The organism is Streptomyces sp. NBC_00335 (genome assembly GCF_036127095.1).
Classification (GTDB): domain Bacteria; phylum Actinomycetota; class Actinomycetes; order Streptomycetales; family Streptomycetaceae; genus Streptomyces.
In genome coordinates, this window is the sequence record NZ_CP108006.1 from 2,984,505 (window position 1) to 3,005,910 (window position 21,406).

Annotated in this window: 14 protein-coding genes; 5 read left to right on the plus strand and 9 right to left on the minus strand. The window is 70.5% G+C overall.

The window, feature by feature from the left end; all coding sequences use genetic code 11:
• Positions 1 to 18: 18 nt before the first annotated feature.
• The 9 genes from OHA37_RS13140 to OHA37_RS13180 form a co-directional block, all read right to left on the minus strand.
• Positions 19 to 1,647, minus strand: coding sequence for a peptide ABC transporter substrate-binding protein (locus tag OHA37_RS13140; RefSeq protein ID WP_266904835.1), 1,629 nt, complete (start codon positions 1,645 to 1,647; stop codon positions 19 to 21).
• A gap of 108 nt (positions 1,648 to 1,755) precedes the next feature.
• Entirely contained in the window at positions 1,756 to 2,697 is a 942-nt protein-coding gene (locus tag OHA37_RS13145; RefSeq protein ID WP_266904836.1) for a GNAT family N-acetyltransferase, read from the minus strand.
• 176 nt (positions 2,698 to 2,873) lie between these two features.
• Positions 2,874 to 3,923 (minus strand): ABC transporter ATP-binding protein, encoded by a 1,050-nt coding sequence (locus OHA37_RS13150; protein WP_266904838.1) that lies wholly within the window; start codon positions 3,921 to 3,923, stop codon positions 2,874 to 2,876.
• Positions 3,916 to 4,962, minus strand: a complete 1,047-nt coding sequence (locus OHA37_RS13155) for an ABC transporter ATP-binding protein (RefSeq protein WP_443046300.1) — start codon at positions 4,960 to 4,962, stop codon at positions 3,916 to 3,918. The genes OHA37_RS13150 and OHA37_RS13155 overlap by 8 nt, the downstream gene beginning before the upstream one ends.
• 20 nt (positions 4,963 to 4,982) lie before the next feature.
• Positions 4,983 to 5,930, minus strand: coding sequence for an ABC transporter permease (locus OHA37_RS13160; RefSeq protein WP_266904842.1), 948 nt, complete (start codon positions 5,928 to 5,930; stop codon positions 4,983 to 4,985).
• Entirely contained in the window at positions 5,923 to 6,855 is a 933-nt protein-coding gene (locus tag OHA37_RS13165) for an ABC transporter permease (protein WP_266912736.1), read from the minus strand. The genes OHA37_RS13160 and OHA37_RS13165 overlap by 8 nt, the downstream gene beginning before the upstream one ends.
• Positions 6,856 to 7,029: 174 nt before the next feature.
• Positions 7,030 to 8,667, minus strand: a complete 1,638-nt coding sequence (locus OHA37_RS13170) for a peptide ABC transporter substrate-binding protein (RefSeq protein WP_266904844.1) — start codon at positions 8,665 to 8,667, stop codon at positions 7,030 to 7,032.
• A 439-nt stretch (positions 8,668 to 9,106) separates the two neighbouring features.
• Positions 9,107 to 11,011: a translational GTPase TypA gene (typA, locus tag OHA37_RS13175; RefSeq protein WP_266904846.1), complete on the minus strand. Its 1,905-nt coding sequence runs from the start codon at positions 11,009 to 11,011 to the stop codon at positions 9,107 to 9,109.
• Positions 11,012 to 11,329: 318 nt separating this feature from the next.
• The gene (locus OHA37_RS13180; protein ID WP_266904848.1) at positions 11,330 to 13,693 is read right to left on the minus strand and encodes an ABC transporter family substrate-binding protein; all 2,364 of its coding nucleotides are present in this window, start codon (positions 13,691 to 13,693) and stop codon (positions 11,330 to 11,332) included.
• 361 nt (positions 13,694 to 14,054) lie between these two features.
• Between OHA37_RS13180 and OHA37_RS13185 the strand changes: the two genes are divergently transcribed.
• From OHA37_RS13185 to OHA37_RS13205, 5 genes are all read left to right on the plus strand, one after another.
• Complete coding sequence (locus OHA37_RS13185; RefSeq protein WP_266904850.1) at positions 14,055 to 14,276, plus strand: hypothetical protein; 222 nt, start codon at positions 14,055 to 14,057, stop codon at positions 14,274 to 14,276.
• Positions 14,277 to 14,380: 104 nt separating this feature from the next.
• On the plus strand, positions 14,381 to 15,205 hold the full coding sequence (locus OHA37_RS13190) for a hypothetical protein (protein ID WP_266904852.1): 825 nt from the start codon (positions 14,381 to 14,383) through the stop codon (positions 15,203 to 15,205).
• Positions 15,205 to 17,118: a fumarate reductase/succinate dehydrogenase flavoprotein subunit gene (locus tag OHA37_RS13195; protein WP_266904854.1), complete on the plus strand. Its 1,914-nt coding sequence runs from the start codon at positions 15,205 to 15,207 to the stop codon at positions 17,116 to 17,118. The genes OHA37_RS13190 and OHA37_RS13195 overlap by 1 nt, the downstream gene beginning before the upstream one ends.
• On the plus strand, positions 17,115 to 17,888 hold the full coding sequence (locus OHA37_RS13200) for a succinate dehydrogenase/fumarate reductase iron-sulfur subunit (RefSeq protein ID WP_266904856.1): 774 nt from the start codon (positions 17,115 to 17,117) through the stop codon (positions 17,886 to 17,888). Before OHA37_RS13195 ends, OHA37_RS13200 begins: the two co-directional genes overlap by 4 nt.
• A gap of 84 nt (positions 17,889 to 17,972) precedes the next feature.
• Complete coding sequence (locus tag OHA37_RS13205; RefSeq protein WP_266904858.1) at positions 17,973 to 21,404, plus strand: protein kinase domain-containing protein; 3,432 nt, start codon at positions 17,973 to 17,975, stop codon at positions 21,402 to 21,404.
• Positions 21,405 to 21,406: the final 2 nt, after the last annotated feature.

A 21,406-nucleotide genomic window follows, 5' to 3' on the forward strand; every position in this document is an offset into this window, starting at 1 on the left:
GTTCGATCCGTTGGCGGGTCAGCTGACCTTGATCTGGTCGTACACCGGGACGCTGAACTGGTTGAGCTTCACGTCCGAGACGCGCTCCCCGTAGCCCGCGCTGCCGTTCTGGTACCAGAGCGGGATGGACGGCATCTGCTCGGCGAGGATCTTCTCGGCGTCCTTGAAGGTGGCGGTCGCCTTGGTGGCGTCGGCCTCGCGGTTCGCCGCGTCGATGAGCTTGTCGAACTCCGGGTTGCTGAACTTGCCGTAGTTAGAGGACGCGCCGGTGTAGTAGAGCGGCTCCAGGAAGTTCTGGATCAGCGGGTAGTCGGCCTGCCAGCCGGAGCGGAAGGGGCCGGTCAGCTTGAAGCTGCTCTGCTGGTTGCGGAAGTCGGCGAAGGTGCCGATCGGGTTGACCGTGCAGACCGGGCCCTCGCCGAGCGCGTTGTTGATGCTGTTGCAGACGGCGTCCATCCACTCGCGGTGCGAGCCGGTGTCCACGTTGGAGGTCAGCGTGACCTTGCCGCCGGGCAGGCCGCCGCCCTCCTGAATGAGCTTCTTGGCCTCGGTGGGGTTGAAGGAGCAGGCCTCGCCGCAGGCGGTGGCGGAGAATCCGCCCTTGTCGCCGAGGGCCGGGGAGGTCCAGTCCTTGGCCGGGGTGCGGGTCTCGCGGAAGATCTGCTTGGTGATCTCGTCGCGGTTGATCGCCATCGAGATGCCGCGGCGGACCTTGTCCGTGCCCTCCTTGCTCCACTGCGGGTCGTACAGCGGGAAGGTGAGGGTCTGGATGATGAGGGCCGGCTGGTTGATGTAGCGGTCGCCGAGGTCGTTCGCGACGTTCTTCAGCTGCTGCGCCGGGACGTCGTCGACCAGGTCGAGGTTGCCGGAGATCAGGTCGGTGTAGGCGGTGTTGTTGTCGGTGTAGACCTTCAGGTCCACGCCGCCGTTCACGGCCTTGTCCTCGCCCGTGTAGGCGTCCCACTTGCGCAGCTTCATGCCGGTGCCCTTGGTGTACGAGTCCACCGTGTACGGGCCGTTGCCGACGGGCTTCTTCAGCCAGGCGTCGTGGTCGGTGAAGAAGGCCTTGGGCAGGGGGGAGAACGCCTGGTAGCCGAGGGTCTCGGGCCAGGTGGAGAACTTCTCCTTGAGGGCGACCGTGAAGGTCTTGGGGTCCTTGACGACCAGGCCGGACATGGTCTTCGACTTGGGGTCGCCCTTTTCGGGGTGGACGTCCGCGTAGCCGACGATGTCGGAGAAGAAGGGCGAGTTGTTCTGCTTCTTGGTGACGTCCGCGCCGTAGTTCCAGGCGTCCACGAAGGACTGCGCGGTGACCGGCTCGTCGTTGCTGAACTTCCAGCCGTCCTTCAGCGTGATCGTGAAGTTCTGGCTGTCGGTGGTCTCGATCTTCTCGGCGAGGAAGTTCTTCGCCTCACCGGTCTCGGGGTCGTACCGCTTGAGCCCCCGGAAGATCATGTCGAGGACCTTGCCGCCCTGGACCTCGTTGGTGTTGGCGGGCTCCAGCGGGTTCTGCGGGTCGCCCCACGAGGAGCTGACGATCCCGTCCGCGCCGCCTCCGCCGCTGTCGCTTCCGCCGCCGCAGGCGGTCGCCGCGAGGGCGACGGCCGCCGCACATGCGGCCCACTTGGCGTGGGTGGCTCCGCGCATGGAGTGCCTCCTACTGGATCCCAAGACTCACTTAGGGCCCAATGTCACCCTATGTGGGGTCTCGCACACTCCTCGTTGGACCGATTGCACCCCCGCGTCGCGCGCCTGTCACCCCTCCGAGTGCAAAGCGGTCCGTCCCAGCGTCAGCTCCCAGGTGTCCACCGCGTGGTGGGTGGTCATGCCGTGCGCCTCGTACAGCGCGAGCGCTCCGGTCGTGTTGCCCGTGTCCACGCCGAGGCCCAGGGTGGCGCGGCCGCGGGCGGCGTAGGCGGCGAAGCCGTGGCGCAGCAGGAAGGCGCCGACGCCCCGGCCGCGGGCTTGCGCGCGCACGCCGAGGTGGCTGAGCCAGCCCATGCTGGTGCGGTCGTCGCGGGTGAGCAGGATGCCTACGTCGCCCAGCGCGGGCAGGCTCGCGATCCATACGAGCGACCAGTCCAGGCCGCGGCCGTCGATGTGGTCGAGCCAGGGCTCGTACGCCCGCTCCACGTGCCCGAAGTGGTCCGCGAAGGTCTCCTCGACCAGGGCGTGGGCGCGCCGGCGCTCGCTCTCGCCGCCGTCGCAGGGGCGCAGGGTGAGCCCGGCGGGCGGGGTCGGGGGCAGGTCGGCCGGGCCCAGTGCGCGGGTGAGTACCCGGTAGCGGCGCACCGTGCGGTAGCCGCGGCCGGGCAGCAGGCCGGGGTCGAGGGTGCGGCCGCCGCTCGGCGCGAGCCACAGGAAGGCGTGCGGGGCTCCGGCGGCCAGCTCGCGGGCCCTGGCCTCCACCAGGTCGAGCAGCCGGGCGGCGGCCGTACGGCGCCCCGGCAGGACCCGGAAGTGGCAGTCGACGCGGCCGGGGCCCGAGTCGGCCCACACCAGGGCGTAGCCGAGGAGCCGGCCGCTCTCGAAGGCCAGGAAGGAGTCGGCTTCCAAGTCGACGTCGGGGTGGTGCAGATCGGCCTCGACGGCGCCGAGGTCGGTCTCCGGGCGGCCGATCTCGATGCGGTCGATGGCGTTGAGGAGCCCGCAGATGTCCCCGGCGTCGGAGGGCCCGGCGGGCCGTACGGTGAGCATGCGGGCCATCAGACCACGGCGGCCGTCGGGGCGGCGTCAGGCGGCGGGCGGCGGGCATCAGGCAGCGGGCCGGCGGACGGCGGACAAGCCGGCCGGCCAGCCGGACCGCGGAACGACAAAGCGCCCGCCGCCGGAGAGATCCGGTGACGGGCGCCCTGTGGTGTCGCTGCGGGAGGTCAGACGGCCAGGACGGCCTTCTCCTCCGCGAAGTGACAGGCCGACTCGTGCGCGGCCAGCGACTTGACGCCCTTGAACCGCTCCGGGATGGCGAGCAGCGGCTCCTCCACGGAGCACTTCTCCTCGGCCTTCCAGCAGCGGGTGCGGAAGCGGCAGCCCGACGGCGGGTTGGCCGGCGAGGGGACGTCACCGGTGAGGATGATCCGCTCGCGGCCCTCGCGGGCGGCCGGGTCCGGCACCGGCACCGCGGAGAGCAGCGCCTGGGTGTACGGGTGGGTCGGGTGCTCGTAGATCTGCTCGTCGGTGCCGATCTCGGCCATCTTGCCGAGGTACATGACACCGACGCGGTCCGAGATGTGCCGGACGATCGACAGGTCGTGCGCGATGAAGATGTAGGAGAGGTTGAACTCCTCCTGCAGCTTCTCCATCAGGTTGATGACCTGGGCCTGCACCGATACGTCGAGCGCGGAGACCGGCTCGTCGCAGATGATGATCTCCGGGTTGAGCGCGAGGCCGCGGGCGATGCCGATGCGCTGGCGCTGGCCGCCGGAGAACTGGTGCGGGTACCGGTTGATGTACTCCGGGTTGAGGCCGACGACGTCCAGGAGCTCCTGCACCTTGCGGCGCCGGTCGCCCTTGGGGGCCACCTCGGGGTGGATGTCGTAGGTCTCGCCGATGATGTCGCCGACCGTCATGCGCGGGTTCAGCGAGGTGTACGGGTCCTGGAACACCATCTGGATGTTGCGGCGGACGGCCTTCAGGGCGCGGCCGGACAGCTTGGTGATGTCCTGGCCCTTGTAGAAGACCTCGCCGGCGGTGGCGCGTTCCAGGTTCATCAGCAGCTTGGCGACGGTGGACTTGCCACAGCCGGACTCGCCGACGATGCCCAGGGTCTCGCCCTGGTACAGGTCGAAGGAGATCCCGTCGACGGCCTTGACGGCGCCGACCTGCTTCTTGAACAGGATTCCCTGGGTCAGCGGGAAGTGCTTGACCAGGTTGCGGACCTGGAGGATCGGCTCCCGCGCGGGGGCGTTGGTGAGCTCAGCCATGGAGCTGCTCCTTCCAGAAGTGGCACGCGCTGTGACGGCCGGCCAGTTCGGTGCCGTCCTGCTCGCTGACGACCTGGAGGGCGGGGATCTCCGACCGGCAGACGTCCTGCGCGGCGACGCAGCGCGGGCTGAACGAGCAGCCGGAGGGCAGGCGCAGCAGGTTCGGCGGCAGGCCCTTGATCGCGAAGAGCTCCTGGCCCTTCTGGTCCAGGCGCGGGATCGAGTCCAGCAGGCCGCGGGTGTACGGGTGCGCCGGGCGCTTGTAGATCTCGTGGACCGGAGCGGTCTCGACGATCCGGCCGGCGTACATGACGGCGATCTTGTCCGCGACGTCGGCGACCACGCCGAGGTCGTGGGTGATCAGGATCAGGCCCATGTTGAGCTCGCGCTGGAGCTCCGCGAGGAGGTCCATGACCTGGGCCTGGACGGTGACGTCCAGGGCCGTGGTCGGCTCGTCCGCGATGATCAGGTCGGGCTCCAGCGCGATCGCCATGGCGATCATGATGCGCTGGCGCATACCGCCGGAGAAGTGGTGCGGGTAGTCGTCGACCCGCTGCTTCGCCGCCGGGATCTTGACCTTCTCCATCAGCTCGATGGCCTTGAGCCGGGCGTCCTTCTTCGACATGCCCTCGTGGACGCGGAACATCTCGCCCAGCTGGTAGCCGACGGTGAGCACCGGGTTCAGGGAGGACAGGGCGTCCTGGAAGATCATGGCGATCTTCCGGCCGCGCAGCTTGCGCCGCTCCTCGAAGCTCATCTTGAGCATGTCCTGGCCACGGAAGAGGATCTCGCCCTGCGGGATCTTGCCGGGGGGCATGTCCAGGATGCCCATGATGGCCTGGGCCGTCACGGACTTGCCGGAGCCGGACTCGCCGAGCACGGCGAGGGTCTCGCCGGCGCTCACGGAGTAGTTGACGCCGTTGACTGCCTTGGCGACACCGTCGCGGGTATGGAACTCGACGTGCAGGTCGCGCACTTCGAGGAGCGGCGTCTGCGGGTCCCCGTCACGCGGGGAGGGAAGGCTGGAGGTGTTGTCCATGGTGATCACTTACGCCCTCCTCAGCGCAGCTTGGGGTCGAGGGCGTTGCGGACCGCTTCGCCGAGCATGATGAAGGCGAGGACGGTGATGCTGAGGATGATCGAGGGGTACAGCAGGATGTACTGCGCCACTCGGATCTGCGAAGCACCGGCGGAGATGTCCACGCCCCACGAGATGTTCGGGGCCGCGAGACCCAGACCCAGGTAGGACAGGGTCGCCTCGGCCGCGATGTAGCCGCCGAGCGCGATCGTGGAGACCACGATCACCGGGGCCATGGCGTTCGGCAGGATGTGCCGGATCAGGATCCGCGTGGTGCCGGCGCCCAGCGCCTTGGCGGCGTGCACGTAGTCGGCCTGCTTCACGGTGATGACCGCACCGCGCATGACGCGGTTGATCTGCGTCCAGCCGAGGAAGGCCAGGGCGAAGACCACCGTCGACACCGTGCGCTCGGTGAAGGCCTGCAGGACGACCATCGCGCCGAGCAGGAACGGGATGCCGAAGAAGACGTCGGTGATGCGCGACATGATCGCGTCCGTCAAGCCGCCGAAGTAACCGGCGATCATGCCCGTGATGCCGCCGACGATGGTGACGATCGCGGTCACCGCGACGGCCACGATGATCGAGGCCCTGGTGCCGTAGATGAGGCGGGCGTAGACGCTGCGTCCCTGACCGTCGTAGCCGAGCCAGTCCGGCGAACCGACCTTGGACAGCTCGGGGTGCTGGAGGAAGTGGTGGACCAGGTCGCCCTTGGTGGGGTCGGCACTGGTGAACCAGCTCGGGAAGGCCGCGATCGTCAGCAGGATGAAGATCAGCACCGAGGAGACGATGAAGTACGGGTTGCGCCGCAGGTCGGCCCAGGCGTCGCCCCAGAGGCTGCGTGCCTTCTCGGCCTTCACCGGGTCCACCGGGGCGACGGGCGCCGAGGTGTCCTCGGGCGTCGTGGCTTCGGTCTTGGTCATGTCAGGCATACCGGATCCTCGGGTCCATGACCGCGTAGAGGAGGTCGACGAGCAGGCTGGCTATCAGGTAGACGACGACGAGGACGGTGACGACACCGACCACGGTCAGGCCTTCACGGCGCAGGACCGAGTCGTAGATCAGACCACCGACACCCTTGACGTTGAAGATGCCTTCGGTGACGACCGCTCCACCCATGAGGGCGCCGATGTCGGTACCCAGGAAGGTCACCACGGGGATCATCGAGTTGCGCATCAGGTGGACACCGATGACGCGGCGCTTGGGAAGACCCTTGGCCACGGCGGTGCGCACGTAGTCGGCGCGCAGGTTCTCGGCCATCGAGGTGCGGGTCAGGCGGGCCACGTAGGCGAGCGAGAGCGATCCCAGCACGATGGCCGGTGCGACCAGCTCGCCCCAGGTCTCCTCGTTGCTGACCGTGGGCGTGATCCAGCCGAGCTGGAAGGCGAACACGGCCTTGATGATGAAGCCGAGGACGAAGACCGGCATCGAGATGATCAGCAGGGTGAGGATCAGGATGACGTTGTCCGCCAGCTTGCCGGCCTTGAGGCCGGCGACGATCCCGAGGGCCAGACCGAGAACGATCTCGATGGCGAACGCCAGGAAGGCCAGCCGGAGCGTGACCGGGAAGGCGGCACCGATGACTTCGGTGACCTCACGGCCACTGCGGATCTGCGTTCCGAAGTCGAAGTGGAACAGGATCCCGGTGATGTAGTCGAAGTACTGCTTGCCGATCCACTGGTCCAAGCCGTGCTCGTGCCTCAGTGCGGCCAGTGTGGCGGGGTCAGTGCCCTTGTCTCCGAAGAGTCCGGCCACGGGATCGCCGGGCAGGCTGTAGACCATCAAAAAGATGAGCAGGGTCGTCCCGAAGAAGACCGGGATCATCTGGAGCAGTCGTCGTGCGACATAGCGCCCCATCATGCCTCCGTAGAAGATGCGGCAGGCGCAGCCGGACGGGCCCTTTCGCCACGCACGCGCGTGACGGGATCGTCACTGCGTCGCGAAAGGGCCCCCCGGGCGCTGCATGTAGGCCCGGATGTGGGCCGGCTCCCCGCCGGCCCACATCCGTCGAAAGGAATTACGCGGTAGGACTTACTTCTTGACCTCGACCTGGTCGAGGATCGGGTCGCCGTCCTGGGCGTACTTCACGTTCTGGACCTTCTCGGAGTAGCCCGCGTTGACCTTGTAGTACCAGAGCGGGATGGAAGGCATGTAGTTGACGAGGTCCTTCTCGATGGCCTGGTAGGCCTTCACGGACTCGTCGAGGGTCGCGGCGCTGTCGGCCGCGGCGATCTTGGCGTCGAGCTCGGGGTTGGTGAAGCCACCCTGGTTGCCGCCGGCGCCCGTACGGAACAGGTCGCTGATGAAGTTGGCGTTCACCGGGTAGTCGAGGACCCAGCCGGAGCGGTAGATCGACTTGACCTGCTTGGACTTGCGGGCCTGGAGGTCGGCCTGGAAGTCCGGCTTGGCGTCACCGGTGCACTTGACGCCGGTGGCCTGGGTGATGCTGCCGCAGACGGCCTCGACCCATTCCTTGTGACCGCCATCCGAGTTGAACTGGATGAAGATCTCGTTGTTCGGGACGCCGCCGCCCTCGGCGATGAGGGCCTTGGCCTTCGCCGGGTCGAACTTGGTGACGTCACCGGAGCCGGTCGGCGTGTAGCCGAGGACGCCCTTGGCGACCCAGCCGGTCGCCGGCTCACGGGTGCCCTGGAGCACCGTCTTGGTGATGGTGTCGCGGTCGATCGCCATCGACAGGCCCTGGATGACCTTGGGGTCGACCTTCTTCGGGGTCTTCCACTGGTCGGCGTAGTACGCGATGGCCAGCGTCTGGATGGCCGAGTAGGCCTGGTCCACGGCGCGGTCGCCGAGGTCGGCACGGTAGACCGGGAGGTCCTTCGGGCCGATCTGACGCAGGACGTCGACGTTGCCGGCCTTCAGGTCCTCGTACGCGGCCTCGACGCCGGTGTAGTTCTTGAGAATCACACCGCCGTTCTTCGCCTTGTCCGCACCCTTGTAGTCGTCGAAGCGCGTGAGCTCGATCTGCTTCTTGTGCTCCCACGACTTGAACTTGTACGGGCCGTTGCCGACCGGCTTCTCACCGGCGGCCGCGGGGTCCGCGTAGAACGAGGCGGCGAGCGGGGAGAAGACCTCGTAGCCGAGCTTGTACGCGAAGTACGGAACCGCGCTGTTGAGCTCGATGGTGAAGGTGTTCTCGTCGACGATCTTCAGGCCTTCGAGCGCCTCGGCGGTGGGCTTGGCGCCCTCGGCCTCGGGGTGAAGAGCCTCGAAGCCCTTGATGTCGGCGAACCAGGACGCGTTGCCCTGCTTGTTGTTGATGTTCGCGGCCCAGTTCCACGCCTTGACGTAGGACTCGGCGGTCACCTTGGTGCCGTCGTGGAAGGTCCAGCCCGGCTTGAGCTTGACGGTCCAGAGCTTGCTGTCCGTGGTCGTGACCGACTCGGCGTTGACGTTGACGATCTTGCCGTCGGCGTCGTAGTCGACGAGCTGGGAGAACAGACCGGACATCGCGATCGAGCCGTTGGACTCCATCGTGTCGGCCGGGTGCAGGAGCTTCTCCGGCTCACCGACCTCGATCGAGTAGATGCCGTTCGGGTCAACCTCACCCTTGGCGCCGGCGTTCTTGCCACCACCGCCGCCACAGGCAGTCGCTGCCAGGGCGACGACAATCGCGCCCGTTACCCACTTGGCGCTCTTGGCACCGCGCATGGGTTTCCTCCTCATGAGTCCACTGTCTGATGTGAAGGACACAGGTGTGCTTCGCCGACACCCCTGACGGCGATAGGACCGGTGTCCCGAGTGTGCTCGTGAGTCGACGCTCCCCACAGCGTGTGACCCATTGACCCGAGCTCAATGGAGCCATCCTCAGGGACTGCCTGACCGTAAACCACACTTAAGTGGTCTCGTTTTCACAACATCGCACTACGGCTAAAACCCGAAATCCGGACAAACGGATAGGAGACAGACATGAACGAAACGGACTGTTAGCTCTTCTTCCGGAGTGTCACGGTCGGTATGCGGACACCGGACCGAAACAATCCGCTTGACAAAAGCGAACAGCCCCCTTCGTCACGGTGTACGTGACGAAGGGGGCTGTTCACAAAAGCCGGTACCGGCAGGACCCAGGTGTGACCTAGGTCCTACGCGACTACTTGCCGGACTTGGCGCGCGAAGCGGTGCGCGAGCGGTCCTTCTGGTCCAGGACGACCTTGCGGATGCGGACGGCCTCCGGGGTCACCTCGACGCATTCGTCGTCGCGGCAGAACTCCAGGGACTGCTCCAGGGAGAGCCTGCGCGGGGGCACCACGTTCTCGGTGTTGTCCGCGGAAGCCGCACGCATGTTGGTGAGCTTCTTCTCCTTGGTGATGTTCACGTCCATGTCGTCGGCGCGCGAGTTCTCGCCGACGATCATGCCCTCGTACACCTCGGTGCCGGGCTCGGTGAACAGGACACCGCGCTCCTGCAGGTTGATCATCGCGAACGGCGTGACCGAACCGGAGCGGTCGGCGACCAGCGAACCGTTGTTACGGGTCACCAGCGGGCCGAACCACGGCTCCAGGCCCTCGTGGATCGAGTGGGCGATGCCCGTGCCGCGCGTACCGGTCAGGAACTCGGTACGGAAGCCGATGAGGCCGCGGGACGGGACGACGAACTCCATGCGGACCCAGCCGGAGCCGTGGTTCGACATGTTGTCCATGCGGCCCTTGCGGACGCCCATGAGCTGCGTGACCGCGCCCATGTGCTCCTCGGGGACGTCGACCGTCATGCGCTCGACCGGCTCGTGCACCTTGCCGTCGATCACCTGGGTGACCACCTGCGGCTTGCCGATGGTCAGCTCGAAGCCCTCGCGGCGCATCTGCTCGACCAGGATGGCGAGCGCGAGCTCACCACGGCCCTGGACCTCCCAGGCGTCGGGACGCTCGGTGTCCAGGACGCGGAGCGAGACGTTACCGACCAGCTCGCGGTCCAGACGGTCCTTGACCTGGCGGGCGGTGACCTTGCGGTCCTTGACCGCGGACTTGGCGTCCGCGCCCTTGCCGCTGCCGCCTCGGCCGACCATCGGGGAGGTGTTCGTACCGATGGTCATCGAGATCGCCGGCTCGTCGACCGAGATCAGCGGAAGCGCGATCGGGTTCTCCGGGTCGGCCAGGGTCTCGCCGATCATGATGTCGGGGAAACCGGCCACCGCGCAGATGTCACCCGGGCCCGCCACCTCGGCCGGCTTGCGGGTGAGCGCCTCGGTCATCATCAGCTCGGTGATGCGGACGTTGGAGATGGTGCCGTCACGCTTGATCCACGCGACGGTCTGGCCCTTGCGGAGCTCGCCCTGCTCGACGCGCACCAGCGCGATGCGGCCGAGGAAGTTGTCCGCGTCCAGGTTGGTGACGTGGGCCTGGAGAGGGGCCTCCTCGTCGTACACCGGGGCCGGGACGTGGGCCAGGATGGTGGAGAAGAAGGGCTCCAGGCTGTCGCTGTCCGCGGGGACGGTGCCGTCCTCGGGCTTGGTCAGCGAGGCCACGCCGTCACGGCCACAGGCGTAGACGATCGGGAACTCGATCTGGTCCTCGTCGGCGTCCAGGTCGAGGAAGAGGTCGTACGTCTCGTTGACGACCTCGTCGATCCGGGAGTCCGGACGGTCCGTCTTGTTGATGCAGAGGATGACCGGCATCTTCGCCTGCAGGGCCTTGCGCAGGACGAAGCGGGTCTGGGGCAGGGGACCCTCGGAGGCGTCCACCAGCAGGACGACGGCGTCCACCATCGACAGACCGCGCTCGACCTCACCACCGAAGTCGGCGTGGCCGGGGGTGTCGATGATGTTGATCGTGATCGGGGCCGACCCGTCCTTCGGGTGGTACTTCACCGCCGTGTTCTTGGCGAGGATCGTGATGCCCTTCTCACGCTCCAGGTCGTTCGAGTCCATCATGCGGTCGTCGAGGTGCTGGTGGGCGGCGAAGGCACCGGCCTGCTTGAGCATGGCATCGACGATGGTCGTCTTGCCATGGTCGACGTGGGCGACGATGGCGACGTTACGGATGTCGTGGCGCGTGGGCACTTCGGCGCTTCTCCCGGGATCGTGGATGGCGACGCGTACGGTCCGGCACGCGCGCCTCGACCGGGCGGAAAACCTGCCACGGCCTTACCCCATCGTACGTCGGCTGGCGGGAACTGCCTGCCGGGGGGTCTGTCAAGAGGCCGGACGACTGAGCGGGGCCGGGTCCTGGGTGGGGGGACCCGGCCTGGGGTGGAACCGGTAAACATGCGGGTCAACGGGTACGCACGACCTTGCCCGCCGGGTATCCGGCGGGCAAGGGACTTGAGTCACATCTGAGGTTGAGGCCTTCGAATCAACCCCCGATGCACCCCTTCGTCATCACTTCTTCTCGTTCTTGTTCTTGGCCGCGGCCGCCTTCTTCCAGCCGATGTCCTGGTAGCGCGGGGCTCCGAGGCCGAAGGCGCCCGCGTTGGCGAGGCCGGGCTTCACGGCCACCAGCTCGGGACGCTGGTAGAGCGGGATGGAACCGGCCGTCGCCCAGATCCGGGCGTCCGCCTTGCGCATCAGGTCGCGGGAGGCCGCCTCGTCCAGCTCGCCGAGCGCCTGGTCGAAGAGCTGGTCGATGTGGTCGGTGCCGACCCGGGTGTAGTTCTGTTCGACCAGCAGCGAGCCGTCGGCGGCCGGCTCCGGCTTGGCGAAGATGGGCCGGGCGTCGGTGGCCGGGTAGGCGGTCGCGGGCCACGAGTAGAGCGCCAGGTCGTACTGGCCCGAGGCGATGTGGTCCTTGAAGAAGCTCTCGTCGGCCACCTTGGTCAGCTCGGTCTGCACGCCGACCTTCTGGAGCATCTGCGAGATCCGCTCGCCGACCGTGCGCAGCGCCTCCGCACCGGGGCCGGCCGGCAGGACGAAGCGCAGGGCGAGCGGCTTGCCGTCCTTGGCGAGGACGTTGCCGGAGGTGCGCACGGCCTGCTTCGCGGGGGCCGGGGCGGGGCTCGCCCCGTCCTGGGCCGCCGGTTCGGCCGCGGCTTCGGCGTCCAGGGCCGGGCTGCGCTTGCCGTCGTCGGCGGAGCCGTCGGCGGAGCCGTCCACGGCGTCGGCCTGGGCCTCGGCCTGGGTGCGCAGGTGCTGCTCCTGGAGGGCCGCGAACGGGGCCGGGGCGAGCACCGGGGAGGGGTCGCTGCGGCGGCCCTGGCCGTCCTCCGCGAAGGCGTCGGCGTCGACGATCTCCCCGTCCTGGCCGGGCTGCCCGTCGCCGCCCAGCCCGTCGTCCTGGCCGACGATGTAGAGGCCGTCGTTCCCGGTGCCCGGGCCCGAGGCCGGCGCCGCCGCGGCCGCCGGGGTCTTGGAGTCGTCCGTCTCCTTGGCGGCCTCCGAGCCCGCCTTGGCGCCCGCCGGCGCGGTGATCTTGCCGCCGCGGCGCCAGCCGGCGTCCGCGAGCAGGGCCTGCGAGGCCTGGGTGTCCTGGCCGCCGAGGGCGTCGCTGTTGTCGGCGTACGCCTGCTGCCCGGCCAGCGCGAGGTGGCTGCCCACCGGCTTCGCGGGCAGGCCCAGGGGCTTGAGGACGATGTCGGCGAGCGCCTGGCGGTCCAGGGCGCGGGCCACGGCGCGGCGCACCCGCTCGTCGGCGAGCGGGCCGCTCGCGCCGTTCATCGCGAGCTGGGTGTAGGCGGGCTCCAGGGACTTGCGGACGGTGAAGCCGCGCAGGGCGCCCTGCTCCTCGGCGTACCGCTTCACCGACTCCGTGTGCTTCTGGCGGACGGCCTGCGCTTCCTTGGCCTTGTCCTCGTCCAGTCCGAAGGCGAGCGCCCACGACAGGGTGGCCTGCGCGGCCGTCACCGAGGCGGCCGGGCCGTGGGACCCGTCCGCCTTGGCGGCCGCGCGGCGGGCCAGGGCGATCCGGTCGGCCCCGGTGCGGTCGATCTCCGCCAGGTCGAGCTTGCCGGCGGCCAGCGCGGCCGGGCGTTCGGAGCGGGGCACCGCGGTCAGGACCAGGGTGTCGAGCTTGGCGGGGCTGCCCCACCAGCGCGGGTTGCGGGTCAGGGAGGCCGTACCGGTCTTCTTGTCGATGGCGCCGAGCCCGAAGGGGCCCGCGGTGACCTTCAGGGCGCCCCGGGCCCCCTCGTTGAAAGCCTCGGGGGTGCCGGTGACCTGCTTGGGGTAAAGGGGGCTGAAGAGGGAGCGCCAGTCGGCGTACGGCCTGACGAAGGTGACCTTGACCTCCAGGTCCGTCTTGCCGCGCTCGATCTTCTCGATCCGGTCGTAGCCGGCGTTGCGCGCCGTCCAGTACGCCGAGTCCTTGCCGTTCAGGGCCCGCCACTGGGCGACGAAGTCGGCGGCGCCGATCTCGCGGCCGTCGCTCCAGACCGCCTGCTGGTTGAGCTTGTACAGGACGACCTGCTTGGGCTCCCGCTCGACGACCTCGGCCTTCTCCAGGTAGTCGGGATTGGCCACCGGCCGCCCCTTGCCGTCCAGCACGAACAGCTGGGGCAGTACCGCCCCGGCGATCCGGTTGGTGGTGGCGTCCGCATCGGCCTGGAAGGCGTTGAGGGTGCCCGGCATGGAGTCCACGGCCCACCGCAGCACCCCGCCGTCGGCGACCTTGTCGCGGGTGGCGGCCGCGATGTCCTGCCCGGCGGCCGCCGGGCCGCCCTCGTCTTCACCCGCGCCGCAGCCCGCGAGCAGCGGCAGTGCAAGAACTCCCGAGGTCAGGAGCGCCAAGGACCTGCGCCTTCTCTGGGACATGGGTGGTACCTCCGGGACGGGGCGTGGGGGGCCGTGAAAGCGGATGTTTCGATCACGTTCGGCGGTATATGGAGCTGATCACACTGGGTGCCGAAACCCACTGAAATCGACGCCCCGCCACAGCCGTCGCAGCCGACCCTCGCCACGCCGCGAACCCCACCCGTGCGGACCAATCCGGCTTGCTTTCCGGACGGGCGTTCCCCCGTAAGAGGGATGAAAATGGGGGCAGGGAGGGGCGCACAGTTCGCGCCTGCGCGCCCGCAATCGCTGCACGTCCCTTCACAACCGGGGACGGGAGGCGCGACACTCGCAGGCGCACATGAGCGTTGCCACCGCACCCAAGGTGAAGTGAGGGCAAATCATGTCCCTGCAAGACGATTTGACCGCCGTACGGCGCAACCTGAACGAGCTGGTCCGCTCCGTGGAGCAGCTGGAGAAGGATGTCGCGCGGCAGGCGCCGGCCGCCTCCCGGCCCCCCGGCGCGGGCGCGATGGTCAGCGTCCCGGACACCCCGTACGACAGCGCGCTGTGGACGGATGCCGACGACGAAGGTCTCGGCGCCCGCGACCGCCGCGCTCCCTGACCCACCCCCTCCCGTACACCCCACCGCTCCACCGGACCCGGTCACCCGCAGCGACGGCGGCCGGGTCCCCGGGGCACCCCTCATCACTCCACTCGGAGTCCCTCTTGGCCACAGGCACCCAACCACCGGCACAGCGGCCCGGCGGCGTCCACGACGCCTCGCGGGCCGCGATCGCAGCCCGGCACCTGCGCACCGACCGGTGGTGGCTCTCCCCCGCCGGCACCGCGGCCGGGCTGCTCGCCTTCATCGTCTACTCGACCTGGCGGGCCTTCGCCAACGCCGACTACTACGCGGCGCCGTACGTCTCGCCCTTCTACTCCCCCTGCCTGGCGGAGAACTGCCAGGAGATGCGCGGCGGCCCGAACCTCGACCTCTTCGGCAGCTGGTGGGGCCTGTCCCCCGCGCTGCTGATCCTGGTCTTCCCGCTCGGCTTCCGGCTGACCTGCTACTACTACCGCAAGGCCTACTACCGGGGCTTCTGGGCCTCGCCGCCCGCCTGCGCGGTCGCCGAGCCGCACGCCTCGTACAGCGGTGAGACCCGCTTCCCGCTGATCTTCCAGAACATGCACCGGTACTTCTTCTACGCGGCGCTGCCGGTGGCGGGCATCCTCACCTACGACACCGTGCTGACCTTCCGCGACGAGCACTACGAGTGGGGCCACATGGGCCTCGGCACCGTGCTGTTCGTCGTCAACATCGCGCTGATCTGGGCCTACACCCTGTCCTGCCACTCCTGCCGGCACATCATGGGCGGCCGCCTCAAGCACTTCTCCAAGCACCCGGTGCGCTACCGCCTGTGGGGCTGGATCAGCCGTCTCAACACCCGTCACATGCAGCTCGCGTGGGCCTCCCTGATCAGCGTCGCCGCGTGCGACTTCTACGTCTACCTGGTGGCCAGCGGCGCCTTCTCCGACCCGAGGATCTTCTAGTGACCCAAGTGGAACGGCAGCAGTGGGACGTGGTCGTGGTCGGCGCGGGCGGCGCCGGGCTGCGGGCCGCGATCGAGGCGCGCGAGCGGGGCGCCCGTACGGCCGTGATCTGCAAATCCCTCTTCGGCAAGGCCCACACCGTGATGGCGGAGGGCGGCATCGCCGCCTCCATGGGCAACGTCAACGAGGGCGACAACTGGCAGGTGCACTTCCGCGACACCATGCGCGGCGGCAAGTTCCTGAACCAGTGGCGGATGGCGGAGCTGCACGCCAAGGAGGCCCCGGACCGGGTCTGGGAGCTGGAGACCTGGGGCGCGCTCTTCGACCGCACGCCCGACGGGAAGATCTCCCAGCGCAACTTCGGCGGGCACGAGTACCCGCGGCTCGCGCACGTCGGCGACCGGACCGGGCTGGAGCTGATCCGCACGCTCCAGCAGAAGATCGTCCAGCTCCAGCAGGAGGACTTCAAGGAGTACGGGGACTACGAGGCCCGGCTCAAGGTCTTCCAGGAGTGCACGGTCACGCGGATCCTGAAGGACGGCGAGCGGGTCTCCGGGACCTTCTGCTACGAGCGCGAGACCGGGCGGTTCTTCGTCCTGGAGGCTCCGGCGGTGGTGCTGGCCACGGGCGGGATCGGGAAGTCCTTCAAGACCACCTCCAACTCCTGGGAGTACACCGGCGACGGCCACGCGCTCGCGCTGCTCGCCGGGGCCCCGCTGCTGAACATGGAGTTCGTGCAGTTCCACCCGACCGGCATGGTCTGGCCGCCCTCGGTGAAGGGGATCCTCGTCACCGAGTCGGTGCGCGGCGACGGCGGGGTGCTGCGCAACAGCGAGGGCAAGCGGTTCATGTTCGATTACATCCCGGACGTGTTCAAGGAGAAGTACGCGCAGTCCGAGGAGGAGGGCGACCGCTGGTACGAGGACCCGGACCACAACCGGCGCCCGCCCGAGCTGCTCCCCCGCGACGAGGTGGCCCGCGCCATCAACTCCGAGGTCAAGGCCGGGCGCGGCTCCCCGCACGGCGGGGTGTTCCTCGACGTGTCCACCCGGATGCCGGCCGAGAAGATCAAGCGGCGGCTCCCGTCGATGTACCACCAGTTCAAGGAGCTGGCGGACGTGGACATCACCGCCGAGGCGATGGAGGTCGGCCCGACCTGCCACTACGTGATGGGCGGCATCGCGGTCGAGTCCGATACGGCCGCCACCCTCGGGGTGCCGGGCCTGTTCGCCGCCGGTGAGGTCGCGGGCGGGATGCACGGCTCGAACCGGCTCGGCGGGAACTCCCTCTCCGACCTGCTGGTCTTCGGCCGGCGGGCCGGGCTGCACGCCGCCGAGTACGCGGCACGGGACGCCCCGGCCGTCGGCGGGCGGCCCGAGGTGTCCCAGGCGCAGATCGACGCGGCGGCGGAGGAGGCGCTGGCCCCCTTCCATGCCGCCGAGGGCGCGGAGAACCCGTACACCCTCCACCAGGAGCTCCAGACGGCCATGAACGACCTCGTCGGGATCATCCGCCGCGAGGGCGAGATGGCCCAGGCCCTGGAGAAGCTCGCGACCCTGCGCGTACGGGCCTCCCGGGCCGGGGTCGAGGGGCACCGGCAGTTCAACCCGGGCTGGCACCTGGCGCTGGACCTGCGCAACATGCTGCTCGTCAGCGAATGCGTGGCCCGCGCGGCCCTGGAGCGCACCGAGAGCCGGGGCGGGCACACCCGCGAGGACTGCCCGGCGATGGAGCGTTCCTGGCGGCCGGTGAACCTCTTGTGCCGGCCCGTCGCCCCGGCCCCGTCGGACCCCGCGGCGGACCGGATCGAGCTGACCCGGGTGCGCACCGACCCCATCCGATCCGACCTGCTCGCGCTCTTCGAGAAGGAAGAGCTGGTCAAGTACCTCGCCGAAGAGGAGCTGTACGAGTGAGTACCTACGATGCCGCGTTCCGGATCTGGCGGGGCGACGCGGAGGGTGGCGAGCTGCGCGACTTCACCGTGGAGGTGCACGACGGGGAGGTGATCCTGGACATCGTCCACCGGCTCCAGGCCACGCAGGCCTCCGACCTCGCGGTGCGGTGGAACTGCAAGGCGGGCAAGTGCGGTTCGTGCAGCGCGGAGGTCAACGGGCGGCCGCGGCTGATGTGCATGACGCGCATGTCGACCTTCTCCCGCGAGGAGACGATCACGGTGACCCCGCTGCGGGCCTTCCCGGTCGTCCGCGACCTGGTGACGGACGTGTCCTTCAACTACCAGAAGGCGCGCGAGGTGCCCGCCTTCGTGCCGCCCGCCGGGGTGGCGCCGGGCGAGTACCGGATGCAGCAGATCGACGTGGAGCGCTCGCAGGAGTTCAGGAAGTGCATCGAGTGCTTCCTGTGCCAGGACACCTGTCACGTGGTGCGTGACCACGAGGAGAACAAGAGCGCCTTCGCCGGTCCGCGCTTCCTGATGCGGGTGGCGGAGCTGGACATGCACCCGCTGGACGCGGCGGCCGAGGCGGGCCTGGACCGCAAGCGCACGGCGCAGGAGGACCACGGGCTCGGCCTCTGCAACATCACCAAGTGCTGCACGGAGGTCTGCCCCGAGGGGATCAAGATCACCGACAACGCCCTGATCCCGCTGAAGGAGCGGGCCGTGGACCGCAAGTACGACCCACTGGTATGGCTGGGGAGCAAGATCGGGCGCCGTTCCGGCTCGTAGCCGCCCCCGGCTGTTCACTTCGCACGACAGAATGCCCCCTGAGCAACGTCGTTGACGTCATGTCAGGGGGCTTTCTCGGTGCGGGTGGGGGATCAGCTGGCGGGCCGGTACCGCCTCGAACAGCGGCTCGGCCAGGGCGGCATGGGCGAGGTGTGGCGGGCGCGGGACACGGCGCTGGAGCGGGCCGTGGCGGTGAAGGTACTGCTGGAGGCGGCCACGAACGACGAACTGGTCGCCCGCTTCCGGCGCGAGGCCACGATCGGGGCGCGGCTCCAGCACCCCGGCATCACCGTGGTGCACGACGTGGGCCAGGAGGACGGGCGGCTCTTCATCGTCATGGAGCTGCTCGCCGGCGAGGATCTGCGCACGGCGCTGATCCGGGCCCCGGGCGGGATGCCGGTGGCGGTCGCGCTGGACCTCGCCGCGCAGACCGCCGAGGCGCTGGCCGCAGCGCACGAACTCAAGGTGATCCACCGGGACTTGAAGCCCGCCAACCTCTTCCTGCTGCCCGGGGGCCGGCTGAAGATCTGCGACTTCGGCATCGCGCACTCCTCGGACGCCACGGCCGGCTGGACGGTGACCGGCCGGATCTTCGGCAGCCCGCCGTACATGGCCCCCGAACAGTGGCGGGGCGAGCGGGTGGACGCCCGGTGCGATCTGTACGCGCTGGGGGGCGTGCTGTACGCGCTGCTGAGCGGGGAGCCGCCCTTCGGGGAGGCCGAGAGCCCGTACGTCCTGATGCGCCGGCACATCGAGGATCCGCCGCTCCCGCTGCGCGTGGCCGGCGCCCAGGTCGCGCCGGAGGTGGAGCGGCTGGTGCTGCGGCTGCTGGAGAAGGCCCCGGCGGACCGGCCGGAGTCGGCGGAGGTGGTGGCCGGGGAGCTGCGGGCGCTGCTGCGGGCGGGGGCGGGGTCGGGGTCTCCGGTGGGCTCGGAGGCGCCCGTGGGGCGTGCGGCCGTGACGGCTCCGGGCGGTACGGCGGCCTCGGGGGGCCCGGGTTCGCCGGGGTCGCCTGCGTCGCAGGCGTCGCCGGAGCCCGTGCCGTACCGGGCGGAACCGGTCGGGGTTCCCGGGGGCTCCTTCGGGCCGGTCTCCGTGCCCGCGCCGGACACCGGGGGCGGGATCGGGCCGGTCTCCGTGCCGGACACCGGGGGCAGTTTCGGGCCGATCCCCGCTCCGGACACCGCAGGTGTCTTCGGGCCCGCCGCGCCGGATGCCGGGGGCTCTTTCGGGCCCGCCGCCGTGCCGGACACCGGGCCCGTTCCCGCTCCCGTACGGGAGTTCGTACGGGAACTGCTGCTGGAGGCCGAGGAGTCGCTGCGCGCGCTGCCCGCCGGCGCCGAGGCGCGGATCGAGGTGCTGGCCGTCGCCGCCGATGCCGCGGCACGCTTCGACGGCGGGCTCGCCGGGCGGCTGCTGGCCGAAGCCGAGGCGGCGGCGTGGGAGGGCGGCGGGGGCGACGGCGCGCGGTCGGCCCGGTTGCTGACCGAGCTGGCCAAGGACACCTCCACCCACGCCCCGGCGCGGGCCCGGCGACTGCTGACCGACGCGCAGCAGGCGCTGTTCACCGTGTTCGGATCCAACCGGTCGGGCCCGCTGCGCGCGGTGGCGGAAGAGCTGGCCAGGGTCGCGCCGGAGCGGGCCGCGCAGATCGCGGCGGACCACTTCGCGGACGGTCCGGCCGAGAAGCGGCTCGCCGCCCGCATCGCCACGGCCGTCGCGGCGGCCGATCCCGCCGAGGCCGAACTGGGCCTCGCGCTGATCCGGGACGCCGGGCTGCGCGGGGCCGCCACCTACGACATGGTGCTGGCCGTCGCCCCCAACGACCTGGCGGCGGCCCTGCGCCTGAGCGAGCGCATCGGCTCCGCCGGGGGCCGGCTGCTGGCGCTGTGCCAGGTGGCGCGCGACCGTGCCGGTGCCGGGGACCCGGCGGGCGGGGCCCGGGCGCTGGCGCAGGCCGAGGAGGAGCTGCCCCGGTTCCTGGAGGAGCGGGCGGCCTGGCTGCGCGAGGAGGCCGCGCACCACGCCGAGCGGGGGCAGCTCGTACAGGCGGAGCGGCTGCGCAACCAAGCCGCCGGGCTGCTGCGCCGCCACCCGCAGGAGGCCGAGGACGAGAAGGCCGACCACGCCCTGGCCTCGCTGGCCCGGGCCCGGGCCGGCGTCGAGCGGGAGGCGCGGCCGCCGCTGGACCCGGCGGCGGCGCGGGAGCGCGCCGGCCGGGCCCGCAACCTGCCGAACGCGGAACAGCGGGCGCGCGCGCTGGCCCGGATCGCCCGGGAGTGCGTGGCGGCGGGCGGGACGCCCTGGCTGGCGGAGGCCGCCGCCGACCCCGGGAGCCCTCCACCGCCGGGGGCCACGGTCCTGAGCGGCCCGGCCGCCACCGGGAAGGCCGGCGGGGGGAGGGCGCCGGCAGGGGTGCGCGCCTGGCACACCAGTGCCCGGCCGGACGCCCTGTACGCGGCCGGCGCCCATGTGGTGTGGCGGTCGGGGCCCGAGGTGGGCTGCGTACGGGCCGACGTGGGCGCGACCCGCTGGACGGCCCACGGCGACGAGGGCGCGGCCGCGCCGCCCCTGCCCGGAGCCGGGCCGGTCCTGGTGTCCTGCACGGCGGACGCCGGCACGGTCTACGTCGAAGTGCGGCGGCGGGGCACGCCGGAGGTACGGCTGCTGGCGCGCGAGCCGCGGGACGGCCGGGTGCGCTGGTGGCGGGACCTGCCCGGCACGCAGCCGGTGCCCGGCACCGCGGGCGCGGGCCTTGCCGGGCCGACCCTGCGCAGCGCCGGGCCGGTGCTGGTGCACGGGGCGCCGGGGGACCTGACCGCACTGCGGGCGGCGACGGGCGAGATCCTGTGGCAGCGGCCCGTTCCCGACCCGGCGACGCGCTCCCCCGCCGCAGTGGGCGACTGCCTGGTCCTCGCGGACGATCTGCGGCTGCGGGCGCTGCACCTGCCGACCGGCCGCCCGGTGTGGTCCTTCCAGCGGTCCCGCCCCACGGCGCGCACGCTGCACGACCCGCGGCTCGCCGGGAGCGGCCTGGTCCACCTCCTGGACGGGGGCGCGCTGCTGGCCCTGGACCAGGGCTCCGGCCGGGAGGTGTGGCGCTGCGCGCCGGGCGCCCTGGCGCAGGGCCTGCTCCGGGAGAGCCGCACGGTGTACGCGGCCTCGCACGCGGCGGAGGGCCGGGACGGCCGGGACGGCTCGGACACGGTCCTCGCGCTCGACGCGGCGACGGGCGCGCTGCGCTGGCAGCGCCAGGTGGCCCGGTGCGCCGGGGCGGGGTGCGGGCTCGAACTGCTGGGGCTGCGCCCCGGCGGCCTGTACGTCAAGGTCCCCCAGGGCGGGCGGCGCGGTCTCCTCGGCCGCTCCTCGGATCCGTACGTGGCGGTCCTGGACCCCTCCTCGGGCAGGCCGCGCCGGCACTGGGACCACCCGCCGCCGGCCACGTCCGAGGCCCTGCTGATCGGGGACCACCTGGTGCTCTCCCGCCCGGAACTGGCGGCGTACGGCCTGCCGTAGCC